Genomic DNA, 15481 nt, shown 5'->3' with positions numbered 1-15481 from the left:
CTATTATTCAATCTGATTAATCAGATTTTCTAATTCATCTTTTTCTCGCTTAGGAGCGGACTCCTGTGAAGGTCTCATGGCAGGAGGCGCAGCTTTTGACGGAATAACAATTTCTTCACCTGGTAAATCGGAAAAGTCATTGTCATTGCTTAATTTTGGTTGTGGCGGTGCTGGTCGATAGAGCGGACGTGCTAGTGGCGGAGCCGCACGATAAGTTTTCTTATCAGCTACTTCAGTAACGGTTTCTTGTTGGTCACGTGAAATAGGACCTTTAGCATCTTTATCTAAACGGACCCAAGCTGCTGGCGTACCTTGCAATGCTTGACCCATAAAGTTAATCCAGATCGGCAATGCAGCAATACCACCATATTCACGACGGCCAAGCGTGGTCGGTTGGTCAAATCCAACCCATGCTACGGTCACTAACTTGCCGTTGAAACCTGCAAACCATGCATCTTTTGCATCATTCGTAGTACCTGTTTTACCACCTAAATCACTACGGCCAATTTTAAGTGCAGCACGACCTGTACCATGCTCAATTACATCACGTAAGATGTTCGCCATATCATAAGCAGAGCTTGATTTTAAAATACGTTGAGCTTGGCGATATTGACTGTTGTTTTTGTCAGTCTGTTTAAGATTAAGCTGTTTAGCTGCGTTTTCTTTCTGTTCTATGTCTTTATTCGTAACTTCAATGACTTCATCATCAGTCGTTTTAGGTTTTTGCTCATCATCCGTTGTGTCAGGTGCATTAATACATGGAATACACGCGTATTCTGGTTTGGCTTCATAAATGACTTTGCCGTAAGCATCTTCAATACGTTGAATGAAATGTGGTTGAACACGGTAACCGCCGTTTGCAAACGTTGCATAACCAGTTGCCATTTGAATTGGTAATACTTGAGGAGTACCTAAAGCAATGGTGTAGTTGCGAGGAATTTGATCTTCTTGTAAACCGAAATCCATAAATAATTGGCGAGTACGTTCAATCCCTACTGTTTGTAGAAGTCTTACTGATACGGTATTACGAGACAAATATAAAGCACGACGTAATGGGATCATACCTAAGTAACGCCCATCAGAGTTTCGCGGTGTCCATTTGCCAATCGTAATTGGGCTATCATTCACCATACTATAAGGTGTCATACCTCTTTCTAATGCTAAAGCATAGAGGAATGGCTTGATTGTAGAACCCGGTTGACGCCAGCCTTGTAAGGCACGGTTAAATTTTGATTGGTAGAAGTTGTAGCCACCTACAATTGCTTCAATTGACCCATCATTCGGGTTAATTGCAATGAGTTGACCTTGAACTTTTGGAACCTGAACTAAAGACCAAGCTGTTTTATTGTCATTTGGGCGTAAACGAACAATATCTTTAACTTTAACAATTTGAGATGCACGTGAAGGAGCGCCACCTATGCTATTTGCATTGCGATAGGGGCGTGCCCATGACATGCCTGACCACTGAACAGTAACAGTTGAGCCATCTTGCATTAATGCTTCAAAAGAGCTGCTATTTACCTTAGTAACTTGTGCAGGATAAGTGTTGGCATATGCTTTAAATTCACTTAATGGTTTGTCATGTGCTTCTGCACCACGCCAGCCATGACGACGGTCATAAGCTTCAAGGCCATCTTGCACAGCTTTTTCTGCAATAGCTTGGCGTTTAGCATTAATTGTTGTGTAGACTTTATAGCCAGAATCAATGGCTTGTTCACCAAAATGCTTTACAAGTTCTGAACGAACCATTTCACCAGCATAGGGATGAATATTATTTAAATCCCGATTGGGCATGTTTAGGTTAATCGGTTCTGCTACACCTTTTTGATATTCTGCTTGAGAAATATAACCCAGCTGTAACATACGGCCTAAAATCCAGTTGCGTCGTTCGAGAGCGCGTTCTGGATTAACTACAGGGTTATATTTAGAAGGTGCTTTTGGCAAACCTGCAATCATTGCCATTTGAGCAATGCTGAGCTCATTAATGCTTTTGTTATAATAAATTTTAGCTGCTGCCGCGATACCATACGCATTTTTCCCTAAGAAGATTTTATTCACATAGAGACTGAGAATTTCTTCTTTAGACAAATTTTGCTCAATTTTTCGAGCCAAAAAGATTTCGGTTATTTTACGTTTTAGAGTTCTTTCTGGACTCAAATAATAGTTCTTTGCAACTTGCATGGTGATTGTTGAACCACCAGTTTGCACATCCGAACCCGTCACGCTTTCGCTCAAAGCACGACCTAAACCCTTAAAACTGATCCCGCTATGTTCAAAGAAAGAAGAGTCTTCTGCTGCTAAAAATGCATGAATAAAAGCAGGGGGAATTTGTTTGTATTCAACCGGAATAGAAAGCTTACCACCGTACTCGGCAATCAGTTGATTGTCTGAAGTGTAGACCTGTAATGGTTTTAAGAGGGGAGCTTTTTTTAGTGAACTCATTTCTGGAAGCGATGGGGCGATATAGAGATACATGCCATAAAAGCCCATCGGAAGTGAGACTAAGATAATAATAATGATCAAAAAAATTGGACGCACGAAGCCCAAACTGGATAGCTTTTTCATGATAAGTAAGCTTTAATAAGATCGAATACAAACTAATTGTGGTCAGTATAGCCTTTAGACATGCGGATTGTTAGATGAGATATTGTATCCGTGTAAAAATAAAGACCTAGATTATTGGTTTGTAATTTTTTTTGGGGATAAAAAAATAATAGGACAATAGTGTGCTCAGGTTATATCGTAAACCGAATAAGGGGTTAATGGGTGTCGATATTAGTTCGACTTCTGTTAAGTTGTTAGAGCTCTCTGTTAAGAACGGTAAATATTGGGTAGAAAGCTATGCTTTAACGCCTTTACCTGAGAACAGTGTAGTTGAAAAAAATATCTTGAATCCAGAAGCAGTTGCAGAAGCTTTGGAACGGGCGATGAATTTAGCAAATCCCCACACCACTAACGCTGCAATTGCTGTTCCAACATCGACGGTTATTCATAAAACCATCGAAATGGATGCAGATATGAACGATGATGAACGTGAAGTTCAGATTCGGTTAGATGCGGAGCAATATATACCGTTCCCTTTAGATGAGGTGAGCCTTGATTTTGAGGTTTTACCAGATCGACTGCCGAATCCAAATCGTGTGAATGTACTTTTAGTCGCAACACGAACAGAAAATGTTGAAACACGCGTAGAAGTACTGGAACTGGTTGATTTAACGCCTAAGCTTGCTGATGTTGAAAGCTATGCTGTCGAGCGTGCTTTTAGTGTGTTTGCTGATAGCTTACCCATGGGTGCAAATACCATTGGTATTTTAGATATTGGCCATACCATGACCACATTATCGGTTATGCAAAATGGCAAAATCATTTATACCCGTGAACAAGTCTTTGGCGGTAAACAGCTTACTTTGGAAATTCAAAGCCGTTACGGTTTGTCATTAGAAGAAGCGGGACGCGCTAAAAAAGAACGTTCTTTGCCAGATGATTATGACATCGAAATCTTAGAACCATTTTTAGATGCTGTAGTTCAGCAAGCTGCTAGATCTCTACAATTTTTCTTCTCTTCATCCCAATTCAATGAAATTGACCATATTTTGCTAGCGGGTGGCAATGCCAACATTCCAGGGCTTGCTAAATTGTTGCAGCAGAAACTCGGTTACCGAGTCACTATTGCCAACCCGTTTTTACAAATGGGTTTCTCTCCTCAAGTCGACGTTCAAAAAATTGAAAATGATGCTTCTTCATTAATGGTGGCATGTGGCTTGGCTTTAAGGAGTTTTGATTAATGGCAACAATTAATTTACTCCCTTGGCGTGATGGGCTTAGGGAGCAGCGTAAAAAACAATTTATTATTTTATGTTTTGGGGTCGTTGTTTTGGGGATAACCACTGTATTTGCAGGGTGGTTTTATTTGAATCAAAAATTAAATGATCAAGAACAAGCAAATCAGCTCATTATCAGTACAAACCAGAATCTAGATCAACAACTTAAAACCTTAAATGGCTTGCAAGAACAGCGGGACGCAATTATTGAGCGCATGAAGCTCATTCAAGGTTTGCAAAGCCAACGTCCGGTCGTTGTGCGTTTGGTGGATGAATTAGTACGTGTGACTCCGGCAGCCATGTATTTGACTAAATTCAGCCGAACCGGAGATAAATTTACGATTGAAGGTAAAGCGGAAAGTCCAAATACAGTTGCAGAATTATTACGTAATCTCGAAGCATCACCATGGTATCGCAACGCTTTTATGAGCTCTTTCTTGGCGACCGAAGAGAAAAAAGATAAAGCTGTCAGTTCTTTGCTTCCTAGAGTTGAAGATAGCTATGGCAGTTTTGTTGTTACTGTTGATGTAGGGGAAATGGGGGTGACTACAACAGATGATACCGCCAATACTTCTGTAGGTACGGATAAGGAGGTGGTAAAATGAGTCCTGATGAACTTCATGAGCTATCTTTAGAACAAGCTCCATCTAAGAAAAAAAAGATCACCTTAGAAAAATTTCTTCAGCAATTTAACACGCTCGATATGAACAGTTATGGCAGCTGGCCATTATCTGTGAAAATTACGTGTTGGATTTTTATTTTCTTTGCTGTATTGGCTTTGGGGTATTTTGTTGCTATTCAACCAAAGCTACAAGCAATTGATAATGCTCAAGCACAAGAAAGTAATTTATTAAATGAGTTTCGAGAAAAAGACTCAAAATTACGCAACTTGCAGCAATACCAGCTTCAACTTCAAGAGATGCAAGCCAACTTCAATCAGCAGTTAGAACAATTGCCAAAAGAAACCGAAATTCCAAGTTTAGTTGAAGATATTAACTTAACGGGGGTGAATTCTGGTCTGAAGTTTAAAAATATCCGCTTAGAAGATGAAGTGAAGCAGGAAATTTTTATTGAACAGCCTATTACGATCGAAGCAACTGGGGATTATCACGCTTTCGGTGCTTTTGTTAGCAGTATTGCGGCATTACCACGTATTGTGACGATGCATGATTTTATTGTTGAAGCTGCTCCTGTTAAGGATGGTAAATCAGATATTCCTGTGCTTAATTATTCTATCAAAGCAAAAACTTATCGCTATATGGGTGCTGTAGAAAATCCTGAACATCAGGAAAAAAATGCTTCGGCTTCCTCGGTAGCACCTGATTCTTCTACTGCTAACACACAGCCGAAATAGAGGAATTACGATGAAACTTAAACAATTTTCTCTTTCTATTTTGGCATGTTTAGCTTTAGCTGGATGCGACTCTAGAATCGACGCCGTAAATCAGCAAATGGCCGATATACGTAATCAGCCACCACAAGCCATAGAACCCGCGCCTGTTTTTACGCCTGTACCACAGTTTAATTATGCAGCCCATCAGTTAAAGAGCCCATTTTTACCAAGCTCACTTGCTGCTGAGCTCAAAATTATGGCGGGGAAACGAGTATATCCGAATTTCTCACGAGCACCACAGCCACTCGAAAGCTATGCATTAGAGTCCTTAAATATGAAAGGAAGTATGCGTAACAGCCGTGGGCAAGTCATGGCTCTGATCCAAACACCTGATCAACAAATTGAGCGAGTGCAGGTAGGGAACTATATCGGGATGAATCAAGGTCGGATTACCCATATTGGTCCTACTCAGATTGATTTGGTGGAGATTGTCCCTGATGGGCGAGAAGGTTATGTGGAGAGACCAAGAACCTTAGTGTTAATTGGACCTGCGCCCTAAAATTTAGGGAATAACAAAGAAAAAATTATTTTTAAAGATTATTTATTGGGGATGGTTAGACAATGAATCACGTATTCCGTCAGTTTTCGATGGGGGCTATAGCGATTGCAATTACGCAAGTTGCATCTGCACAGGTCAGCATGACCAATATTGTACCGACGCAAATAGCGGGCCAAGGTACAGAAATTCGAGTTATGTTTAATGGCTTGCCGCCACAACCGCAAGCATATCAACTTGAAAATCCTTCACGTTTGGTTTTAGATTTTAATAAAGCGCAGCTGAATTTAACCCAATCAAAAGTAGCGATTGGAACGAATGAAGCGAGTTCGGTCGATATAAGCTCTGATGATCAGCGTTCACGTTTAACTGTAAATTTGAAAGAGGCAGGTGCTTTTACAACTCGTATTGAAGGCAACACTTTTATTTTAAAGATTAATTCTGCGCAAGCTGTAGCTAAACCTGTAGCAATAAGTGCGGCACACCCCCAAGGCGTTTCAAATATCGGCTTCCAACGCGGTAGTCAAGGGGAAGGTCTTATCGTTATTGACCTATTGGGAAGTAACACTCCTGTTGATGTGCAGCAACAAGGTAGCAAAGTTGTAGTAAGAACTTTAGGTTCTAAAATTCCTACTCATTTAGCTAAACGCTTAAATGTAAATGATTTTGCAACGCCTGTTTCGACCATTGAATCATATAATGATAAAGGCAATGGTATTATTACGATTCAATCTACTGGTAGCTATGAATATATGGCTTATCAGGCGGAAAATAAATTAACAATTAGTCTAAAACGTCCTCAAGATAAAAGTGTAAACACTTCATCTAAACCATCTAATTATTCTGGTAATAAGCTTTCTCTTGATTTTCAGGATATTGAAGTTCGTAGGGTTCTACAGTTACTTGCAGATTTCACTGGTATTAATATGGTGGCTGCCGATAGTGTTCAGGGTAATATTACTTTGCGGTTAAAAGATGTTCCGTGGGATCAGGCACTTGATATTATTTTAAAAACTAAAAATCTGGATAAACGTAGAAATGGTAATGTTATTTGGGTTGCTCCAGTTGCAGAGTTGATTAAAGCCGAAGATGATGAAGCAAAAGCTTTAGCGCAAACGATTAAGTTAGCACCAATCCAAACCGATTATATTCATTTGAGTTATGCCAAAGCCATCGATTTACTTAAGTTAATCGAGGATTCTCGTGACGGGAAGGGGGCAGTTGCGAATCGTACTGCAAACTCGGATTCTCTTGCGTTGGAGAGCTTGCTAAGTTCACGCGGTAGTGCTGTGGCTGATACACGGACTAATACTTTAATTATTAATGATACAGCTCAAAACATTGATAAAATCCGTAAAATGATTGATTTACTTGATGTACAAGTGAAGCAGGTTATGGTTGAGGCGCGTATTGTAAGAGCCTCTACTTCTTTTACCAAAGAGCTTGGCGTCAAATGGGGAATATTATCGCAAGGGATTACCAACAATAATAATTTATTAGTTGGTGGTAGCGAAACAACCTTATGGAATTTACGCGAGCCCAAAAAAGATGATACTACCGGTGGTTATAAATATACGATTGAACGTCCAGATAATTTAAATGTCGATTTAGGGGTTTCTAATCCAGCTGGAAGTATTGCCTTTGGCTTGATTAGTATGTCTGATTTTATGCTTGATCTCGAACTTTCTGCATTGCAAGCCGATGGCTATGGTGAAGTTATTTCCACACCTAAAGTCATGACCGCAGATAAGCAATCTGCAAAAGTCGCTACTGGCCAGCAAGTTCCTTATCTGATGACGACTACTTCTGGTGCGGGTTCCACAGCAACTACTTCATTTAAAGATGCGCTCCTAAGCTTAGATGTTACTCCGAGCATTACACCTGATGGTAAAATTCAAATGAAATTGGATATTTCAAAGGATTCTGTAGCTGGCGAAGCACCTAATGGTGAATTAATTTTAAATAAAAATAATATTAATACCAATGTACTCGTCCATAATGGTGAGACAGTCATTTTAGGAGGGGTGTTTGAGCAGACGACTTCTAACTCACAAACCAAGGTTCCTTTCTTTGGAGACATTCCAGTAATTGGGCGTTTATTTAGAAAAGATGTGAAATCTGATGATAAGCAAGAGTTACTGATTTTCGTTACGCCACGAATTGTTAATGACACTTTGGTGAGAAATCATTAATATATTTTTTAATGAAAGCAATTGAAATAGGTGGCGCCTTGCCAAGCAAAGCGTTTGAAACCCTGCCAAATATTTATTTGGTAGGGCCCATGGGGGCAGGAAAAACAACCGTTGGACGTCATTTAGCCGAACTATTAGGGCGTGAATTTTTAGATAGTGATCATGAAATTGAACGCAAAACAGGTGCCACTATTCCCTGGATTTTTGAGAAAGAAGGGGAGCTTGGATTTCGTACTCGTGAAACAGTAGTGTTAAATGAGTTGACTTCCCGTAAAGCCTTAGTGTTGGCGACAGGTGGAGGTGCAATTACTCAAGCCCCCAATCGCGAATTTCTAAAGCAACGTGGTATTGTTGTTTATCTTTACACTCCTGTAGAACTACAATTACAACGAACTTACCGCGATAAAAATAGACCTCTATTACAAGTTGAAAACCCTGAACAAAAATTACGTGATTTGTTAAAAATACGTGATCCTTTATATCGTGAAGTTGCGCATTACACGATTGAAACCAATCAGGGTGCTGCTCGTGATCTTGCTCAAAAGATTTTGCAACTTATTTTGTCCAACCCGCTAAAATAGCCAAACTTACTTGTGGTTTTATAAACTCATGCAAACTTTACATGTTGAATTAGGCGAACGCCGTTATCCTATTTTTATTGGCAGTCAACTTGATCCTAAGCAGTTGCTTGAGCCTTATATTCATGGTCAACAGGTCATGATCGTGAGTAACGAAACGGTCGCTCCTTTATATTTATCTCATTATCAAGAAGCTTTAAAAAGTTTGGGTAAAACTGTAGCGACTTGTATTTTGCCAGATGGTGAGAAATATAAAGATATTCAACATCTAAATTTAATTTTTGATGCTTTACTTGAAGCTGGTTTTAATCGTGATTGTACGGTTTTAGCTTTGGGTGGTGGTGTTATTGGGGATATGGCTGGTTTTGCGTCAGCATGTTTCCAACGTGGTGTTTATTTTGTTCAGGTTCCGACTACACTTCTTTCACAAGTAGACTCAAGTGTGGGTGGTAAAACGGGGATTAATCATCCTCTTGGTAAGAACATGTTGGGCGCATTTCAGCAACCTCAAGTTGTTTTGGCTGATATGGCTCAACTTGATACTTTACCAGATCGAGAGTTATCTGCCGGATTATCAGAAGTCATTAAATATGCTTTATTAGGTGACGCTGATTTTCTTGTTTGGTTAGAGCAGAATATGGATGGGTTAATTGGGCGAGATGCTGAACTTTTAGCAGAAGCTGTTTATCGTTCATGTGCTCATAAAGCGCGTATTGTTGCTAACGATGAAAAAGAGCAAGGCGAACGAGCTTTACTCAACTTGGGTCATACTTTCGGTCATGCGATTGAATCTTATCTTGGCTATGGCACTTGGTTGCATGGTGAAGCAGTAGCGACAGGCATGGTGATGGCGGCTGATTTATCACAACGTTTAGGTTGGATTTCAAGCGATGATGTAGAGCGTACAAAAAAAATTATTCAACGCGCTAATTTGCCGATATCATGTCCAAAAATTCCATTGGATGAATTCCTTGGATATATGGCGCATGATAAAAAAGTTCTCAATGGTCAATTACGTTTAGTGCTGTTAAAGCAACTTGGGCAAGCAGTAATTACTAAAGACTTTGATGTTGAACTCATGAAACAAGCTATTTTGGCAAATCAACACGGATAATAAATTAAGGTAACACATGACTGTATCACGTACACTTTGGCAGAATGTTCAACAATATATCTGGTTGGTGGGTGGTATCGTCTGCTTGTTGCTCGCTTTTATTTTTTGGGTAATGACCGATAGTAAAAAGCTGGTTGAAGTTGAAAAATCAGCTGATTCAGATGCCCCAGTGCAAATTCAGCCAGAGAAGGTAGCAACAACGGCTAATTTAGGGGCTTTAGCTGATGAAGTTAGACCTCTTGATTTAACAACCCGTACAGTTGCTTCTGGTCAGCATGAGGCAGAGTTCCGTGGTACAAAATTTATTAATGAAAATAAGAAACAATGGACGCTTGAGCTTTTCCGTGCGTCTGATGAAGATATTATTAAAAACTTTTTAAAAAATCGTCCAGAACGGAATAAATTTATCTACTTCCGTTTAAGCGGAGATAAGCAATCTGAACAATATGTTTTGACATATGGTGTATTTAAACGTTCTGAAGATGCAATTCAGCAGTTAACCCAACTTAATCTTGATTTACCTGAATCAATTAAACCTCAGCCGCAACAATTTTCGACTTATGCGCCATTAGTTAATGATTTAGGTGCGGATGAAATGAAAGGTGGCATTAGCCAAACTTATGAAGTGCGGTTACGTCCAGCTGCTCTGCCTAAAATTGATGAGTCCTTACTCATAGGGGGTGGCGTGGCTACACAACCTAAAGTAGCGGCTCCAGCAACAAACTCTACAACTCGTACAACGATTATTCGTCGAGATGCTGAGGGGAATGTTGTGGATGTACATCAGTCTAATTCGGCAGTTGATGTGGCTAAAAAGGCTCAACAGAATCATACAGCAGACCCTACAGCAAAAAATGCAACAAATGAGGGCACAAGAGGTAATTAATTATAAGGATGTATCGCACAAATATGGTGCAATAATAATAGGTATATATATTTTTTGATCACCTGTGGTGCATATTTAGTCATTTATTAAAATGATAACGCGAATAAAATCGATCTATTTTCAATAATTATAAATACTTAATTGCAAAAAATAACATTGGCATAGTTTTTGCTTTATTCTTGTGCTTATTAATGTGCTGTAAACTATTTTAGCGCTCTAAAGAGTAAATTCTATGCAGAGTCGAGGGGTCGAACTGCTTTAAAAGAGTGCGAAATAAGTCAAAACATTTTTCTAGCAAAAACCAGTGTACGTAAAAATGGAACAGCGTATATTGGCTTATCAGCCCAAAAATTTTTTTTGTGAAACATTGAGCTAACTGTCGTCCGTAGGCACTATCGCAAAAAGAAGTTGTTTGTTTGACGCTCGAAAGAGCCTTATTGAAAGAAGGGTACGCTATGCACATGCCATCGCCTAATACTGTAGCTCCCGCTCAAGGTTTATATCAACCTGATGAGTTTAAGGATAACTGTGGTTTTGGACTGATTGCCCATATGAAGGGTGAATCAAGTCATCATCTAGTTGAAACCGCGATTCACAGTTTAAGTTGCATGACGCACCGTGGTGGTATTGCCGCAGATGGCAAGACGGGAGATGGTTGCGGCTTATTATTGGCGATGCCAAAGCAATTTTTCCGTGATGAAGCAAAAAAACTGAGTGATATTACACTGAGTGAAATTTTTGCTGTGGGTACTGTATTTTTAAATACTGATCCGGCATTAGCGCAACATTCTAAAAATATTTTAACGAAAGAAATCGAGTCAGATGGCCTACGTGTACTGGCTTGGCGTGTTGTCCCTACAAATAACGATGCATTAGGTGAAATTGCGCTTCAATCTTTACCAGCTTTTGAACAGGTCATTGTGAACTGTCCAATGGGTGTAACTGAAGTTGAATTTAACCGTAAATTATTCTTGGCGCGTCGTCGTGCAGAACAACAATTACAAAATGATCCGTTATTCTATGTGACTACGCTTTGTTCGACAGTAATCAGCTATAAAGGCTTGATGATGCCGGCTGCAATTGCTGAGTTCTATACAGACTTAGCAGATGAGCGTTTAAAATCACATATCGTGGTATTCCACCAACGTTTCTCTACTAATACATTACCGCGTTGGCCGTTGGCTCAACCATTCCGTTACCTTGCTCATAATGGTGAAATCAACACAATTACAGCAAACCGTAACTGGGCGTTGGCGCGTACTCCTAAATTTGAAAACCCATTATTACCAGGTCTTACTGAGCTTAACCCAATCGTTAACCGTACGGGTTCGGACTCTTCAAGCTTAGATAACATGCTTGAGATCTTAGTCGGTGGTGGTATGGATTTATTCCGTGCCTTACGTATGCTCGTACCACCAGCTTGGCAAAACGTAGAAACTTTAGATGCAGACTTACGCGCATTCTATGAGTTCAACTCTAAACACATGGAAGCTTGGGATGGCCCAGCTGGTCTTGTTATTCAAGATGGTCGTCATGCGATCTGTATGCTTGACCGTAACGGTTTGCGTCCTGCGCGTTGGGTAATTACCAAAAATGATTACATTACCTTGGCATCTGAAATCGGTGTTTGGGGTTATGAGCCTGAAGACGTAGTTTCTAAAGGTCGTGTAGGTCCTGGCCAAATTTTGGTAGTTGATACCTTAACAGGCAAAGTACTTGATACTAAAGATGTTAGTACACATTTGAAAAACATGCGTCCGTACCGTGAGTGGTTACGTGATCATGCGATTCGTTTAAATGCAAACCCAGAACTTGAAGAACAATTAGTCGATAAAGGCTTAACTGGTGATGCTTTAAAAGCAGCTCAAAAAATGTTTATGGTGACATTTGAAGAGCGTGATCAATTGCTGCGTCCTATTGCTGAAAGTGGACAAGAAGCTGTTGGTTCTATGGGTGATGATACGCCAATGGCTGTATTGTCTCGTCAAGTACGCCACGTAACAGATTACTTCCGTCAACAGTTCGCTCAAGTTACGAACCCGCCAATTGACCCGCTACGTGAGTCAATTGTAATGTCGCTTGAAACCTGTCTAGGTCGTGAGCAGAATGTATTTGAGCAAGGCCCTGAGCATGCTGACCGTATCATCATCTCTAGCCCTGTATTGTCAAATTCAAAAATGCAGCAAATCCGTAGCATCGAGCGTCCGGGTTATGAAGCAGTTGATATCAATTTAAACTATGCTGAAGAAGAAGGCTTGCAAGCTGCGATCACGCGTATTTGTGAAGAAGCGGCGCAAGCGGTTCGTGATGGCAAAACTTTAATTGTTTTAACAGATAAGAATATCCGTCAAGGTTTACTGCCAGCAAACGCAGCACTTGCAACAGGTGCGGTACATCATTACCTCATCAAAACTGGTCTGCGTACTGATGCAAACATCATGGTTGAAACTGGTTTTGCACGTGATCCGCATCAATTTGCAGTATTACTTGGTTTTGGTGCAACGGCTGTTTACCCATATCTTGCATATGACGTGATCAATGACTTGATCGCTAAAGGTGAGCTTTTAGGTGACCCAATCCATGCTCAAGCAAACTTCCGTAAAGGTATTGAGAAAGGCTTATTAAAAGTTCTTTCAAAAATGGGTATCTCTACAGTTGCTTCTTATCGTGGCGGTCAGCTATTTGAAGCAGTAGGTTTATCATCAGAAGTGGTAGATCAATGTTTCTTAGGTGTTCCAAGTCGTATTCAGGGTGCAACATTTGCTGATCTTGAAAAAGACCAGAAAAAATTAGCAGCGACAGCTTGGTCAAATCGTAAGCCAATTGATCAGGGTGGTTTGCTCAAATTCGTATTTGATAAAGAATACCATGCGTTTAACCCAGATGTGATTAACGCATTACACAAAGCCGTTCGCTCTGGTAAATACGAAGACTTTAAAGAATATGCTGAGCTGGTGAATAATCGTCCAGTAGCGACTATTCGTGACTTATTTAAGTTAAAAACAACGAACTCAATTCCAGTTGAACAAGTTGAATCAGTTGAAGATATCTTGCCTCGTTTTGACTCGGCAGGGATGTCTTTAGGCGCTCTTTCTCCAGAAGCACATGAAGCAATTGCAATCGCGATGAACACGATTGGTGGTCGTTCAAACTCTGGTGAAGGCGGTGAAGATCCTGTTCGTTACGGAACAATTCGTAACTCGAAAATCAAACAGATCGCATCTGGTCGTTTTGGTGTAACTCCTGCATACCTAACTTCTGCTGAAGTATTGCAAATTAAAGTTGCTCAGGGTGCGAAACCAGGTGAGGGTGGTCAGTTACCGGGTGGTAAAGTAAATGGCTTAATCGCACGTTTACGTTACTCAGTACCGGGTGTAACGCTAATTTCACCTCCGCCACACCACGACATTTACTCAATTGAAGATTTGTCTCAGTTAATTTTTGACTTGAAGCAAGTTAACCCGAAAGCAATGGTATCTGTGAAATTGGTATCTGAGCCGGGTGTAGGAACAATTGCAGCAGGTGTTGCTAAAGCATATGCGGACTTCATTACCATTTCTGGTTATGACGGTGGTACGGCGGCATCTCCACTTTCTTCAATTCACCATGCGGGTTCTCCATGGGAGTTAGGTTTGAGTGAGGCGCATCAAGCACTTCGTGTAAACGACTTGCGTGGAAAAGTGCGTGTACAAACTGATGGTGGTTTAAAAACTGGTCTTGATGTAATCAAGGCAGCAATTTTAGGTGCTGAAAGTTTCGGCTTTGGTTCAACACCAATGATCGCTTTAGGTTGTAAATACCTCCGTATTTGTCACCTAAATAACTGTGCAACCGGCGTTGCAACTCAACAAGATCATTTACGTCAAGAGCACTACATTGGCGAGCCAGAAATGCTCATCAACTTCTTCCACTTTATTGCGGAAGAAACTCGTGAATGGTTGGCTGCACTAGGTGTTTCTTCATTGAAAGACTTGATTGGTCGTGTTGATTTGCTTGAAGTATTACCGGGCGAGACTGAAAAACATGCTCACCTTGATTTAAGTGCTCTGTTAACTTCTCATCCTTCTGCTGAAGGTAAAGCACAATACTGTCAAGTAGAAGGTAATGCACCATTTGATAAAGGTGTATTGGCTGAGAGAATGGTGGCTGAAATGCTTCCTGCAATTGAGTCAAGTGCTGGTGGTCAGTTCAACTTCAACGTCGTGAACTGTGACCGTTCGATCGGTGCTCGTGTTTCGGGTGAAATCGCTCGTCGCTACGGCAACTTGGGTATGGAAGCACATCCAGTTGTAATGAACTTAACTGGTACAGCTGGTCAGTCGCTTGGTGTTTGGAATGCTGGTGGTTTACACATCCGTCTTGAAGGTGATGCAAACGACTATGTAGGTAAAGGTATGGCGGGTGGTCGTATTTCGATTTTCCCACCACAAGGTTCACCTTTCCAAACACAAAACACAGCAATTATTGGTAATACCTGTTTGTATGGTGCAACTGGCGGTAAGCTTTTTGCAGCAGGTACAGCGGGTGAGCGTTTTGCAGTTCGTAACTCTGGCGCATTTGCTGTAATCGAAGGTGCGGGTGATCACTGTTGTGAATATATGACAGGTGGTGTTGTGACTGTACTTGGTAAAGTAGGCCATAACTTTGGTGCGGGCATGACTGGTGGTTTTGCTTATGTACTTGACCTCGATAATGACTTCGTAGATTACTACAACCACGAATTGATCGATTTAAATCGTATTTCAACAGAATCTATGGAAGATCATAAAGAGTTCTTGTTGCGTATTATCGATGAGCATATCAAAGAAACTGGTAGTGCTTGGGCTTATAAAATCCGCAATGAGTTCGATTTCTACAGCCGTAAATTCTGGCTTGTGAAACCAAAAGCTGCTAACTTGCAAACGCTTTTGAAAACAACACAAGCTGACCCACAATAATTCCACGACTGCAAAGACATAGGCAGGTGCGGGCAACAAGGAAATCCGCGCCTACCCACGGAGA

Annotated in this window: 10 protein-coding genes; 9 read left to right on the top strand and 1 reads right to left on the bottom strand. The window is 40.6% G+C overall.

The features are described 5' to 3' along the window. Window positions 1-3 precede the first annotated feature (3 nt). Window positions 4-2565, bottom strand: a complete 2562-nt coding sequence (ponA, locus tag AW165_RS03765) for a penicillin-binding protein PBP1a (protein WP_060464995.1) — start codon at window positions 2563-2565, stop codon at window positions 4-6. A 161-nt stretch (window positions 2566-2726) separates the two neighbouring features. On the opposite strand from ponA, the gene AW165_RS03760 reads away from it, so the two are divergent. The 9 genes from AW165_RS03760 (at window position 2727) to gltB (ending at window position 15417) form a co-directional block, all read left to right on the top strand. Further along, the gene (locus AW165_RS03760; RefSeq protein ID WP_005067078.1) at window positions 2727-3785 is read left to right on the top strand and encodes a pilus assembly protein PilM; all 1059 of its coding nucleotides are present in this window, start codon (window positions 2727-2729) and stop codon (window positions 3783-3785) included. Further along, the gene (locus AW165_RS03755; protein ID WP_060464994.1) at window positions 3785-4426 is read left to right on the top strand and encodes a PilN domain-containing protein; all 642 of its coding nucleotides are present in this window, start codon (window positions 3785-3787) and stop codon (window positions 4424-4426) included. Before AW165_RS03760 ends, AW165_RS03755 begins: the two co-directional genes overlap by 1 nt. Next, window positions 4423-5175, top strand: a complete 753-nt coding sequence (locus AW165_RS03750) for a type 4a pilus biogenesis protein PilO (RefSeq protein ID WP_060464993.1) — start codon at window positions 4423-4425, stop codon at window positions 5173-5175. The genes AW165_RS03755 and AW165_RS03750 overlap by 4 nt, the downstream gene beginning before the upstream one ends. Before the next feature lie 10 nt (window positions 5176-5185). Further along, complete coding sequence (locus AW165_RS03745) at window positions 5186-5713, top strand: pilus assembly protein PilP (RefSeq protein WP_002116864.1); 528 nt, start codon at window positions 5186-5188, stop codon at window positions 5711-5713. Window positions 5714-5775: 62 nt separating this feature from the next. Further along, window positions 5776-7902, top strand: a complete 2127-nt coding sequence (gene pilQ / locus AW165_RS03740; RefSeq protein WP_060464992.1) for a type IV pilus secretin PilQ — start codon at window positions 5776-5778, stop codon at window positions 7900-7902. Window positions 7903-7913: 11 nt separating this feature from the next. After that, window positions 7914-8483, top strand: a complete 570-nt coding sequence (aroK, locus tag AW165_RS03735) for a shikimate kinase AroK (protein WP_060464991.1) — start codon at window positions 7914-7916, stop codon at window positions 8481-8483. Between the two features lie 28 nt (window positions 8484-8511). Further along, window positions 8512-9594, top strand: a complete 1083-nt coding sequence (gene aroB, locus AW165_RS03730; protein ID WP_044103315.1) for a 3-dehydroquinate synthase — start codon at window positions 8512-8514, stop codon at window positions 9592-9594. 16 nt (window positions 9595-9610) lie between these two features. Beyond that, window positions 9611-10480, top strand: coding sequence for a hypothetical protein (locus AW165_RS03725; RefSeq protein WP_060464990.1), 870 nt, complete (start codon window positions 9611-9613; stop codon window positions 10478-10480). A 461-nt stretch (window positions 10481-10941) separates the two neighbouring features. Next, entirely contained in the window at window positions 10942-15417 is a 4476-nt protein-coding gene (gltB, locus tag AW165_RS03720) for a glutamate synthase large subunit (RefSeq protein ID WP_171254238.1), read from the top strand. Window positions 15418-15481 lie beyond the last annotated feature (64 nt).

The organism is Acinetobacter sp. LMB-5, from assembly GCF_001541635.1.
Taxonomy (GTDB): domain Bacteria; phylum Pseudomonadota; class Gammaproteobacteria; order Pseudomonadales; family Moraxellaceae; genus Acinetobacter; species Acinetobacter pittii.
The sequence above is the reverse complement of the archived record's forward strand: the minus strand, read 5'-3'. Positions and strand labels throughout refer to the sequence as shown.

Excerpts from the sequence above, each read along its gene's own strand:
- AW165_RS03755 (WP_060464994.1), top strand. The coding sequence starts at position 3,785 with ATGGCAACAATTAATTTACTCCCTTGGCGTGATGGGCTTAGGGAGCAG.
- aroK (WP_060464991.1), top strand. The coding sequence starts at position 7,914 with ATGAAAGCAATTGAAATAGGTGGCGCCTTGCCAAGCAAAGCGTTTGAA.
- aroB (WP_044103315.1), top strand. The coding sequence starts at position 8,512 with ATGCAAACTTTACATGTTGAATTAGGCGAACGCCGTTATCCTATTTTT.
- ponA (WP_060464995.1), bottom strand. The coding sequence starts at position 2,565 with ATGAAAAAGCTATCCAGTTTGGGCTTCGTGCGTCCAATTTTTTTGATC.
- gltB (WP_171254238.1), top strand. The coding sequence starts at position 10,942 with ATGCCATCGCCTAATACTGTAGCTCCCGCTCAAGGTTTATATCAACCT.
- AW165_RS03745 (WP_002116864.1), top strand. The coding sequence starts at position 5,186 with ATGAAACTTAAACAATTTTCTCTTTCTATTTTGGCATGTTTAGCTTTA.
- AW165_RS03725 (WP_060464990.1), top strand. The coding sequence starts at position 9,611 with ATGACTGTATCACGTACACTTTGGCAGAATGTTCAACAATATATCTGG.
- AW165_RS03750 (WP_060464993.1), top strand. The coding sequence starts at position 4,423 with ATGAGTCCTGATGAACTTCATGAGCTATCTTTAGAACAAGCTCCATCT.
- pilQ (WP_060464992.1), top strand. The coding sequence starts at position 5,776 with ATGAATCACGTATTCCGTCAGTTTTCGATGGGGGCTATAGCGATTGCA.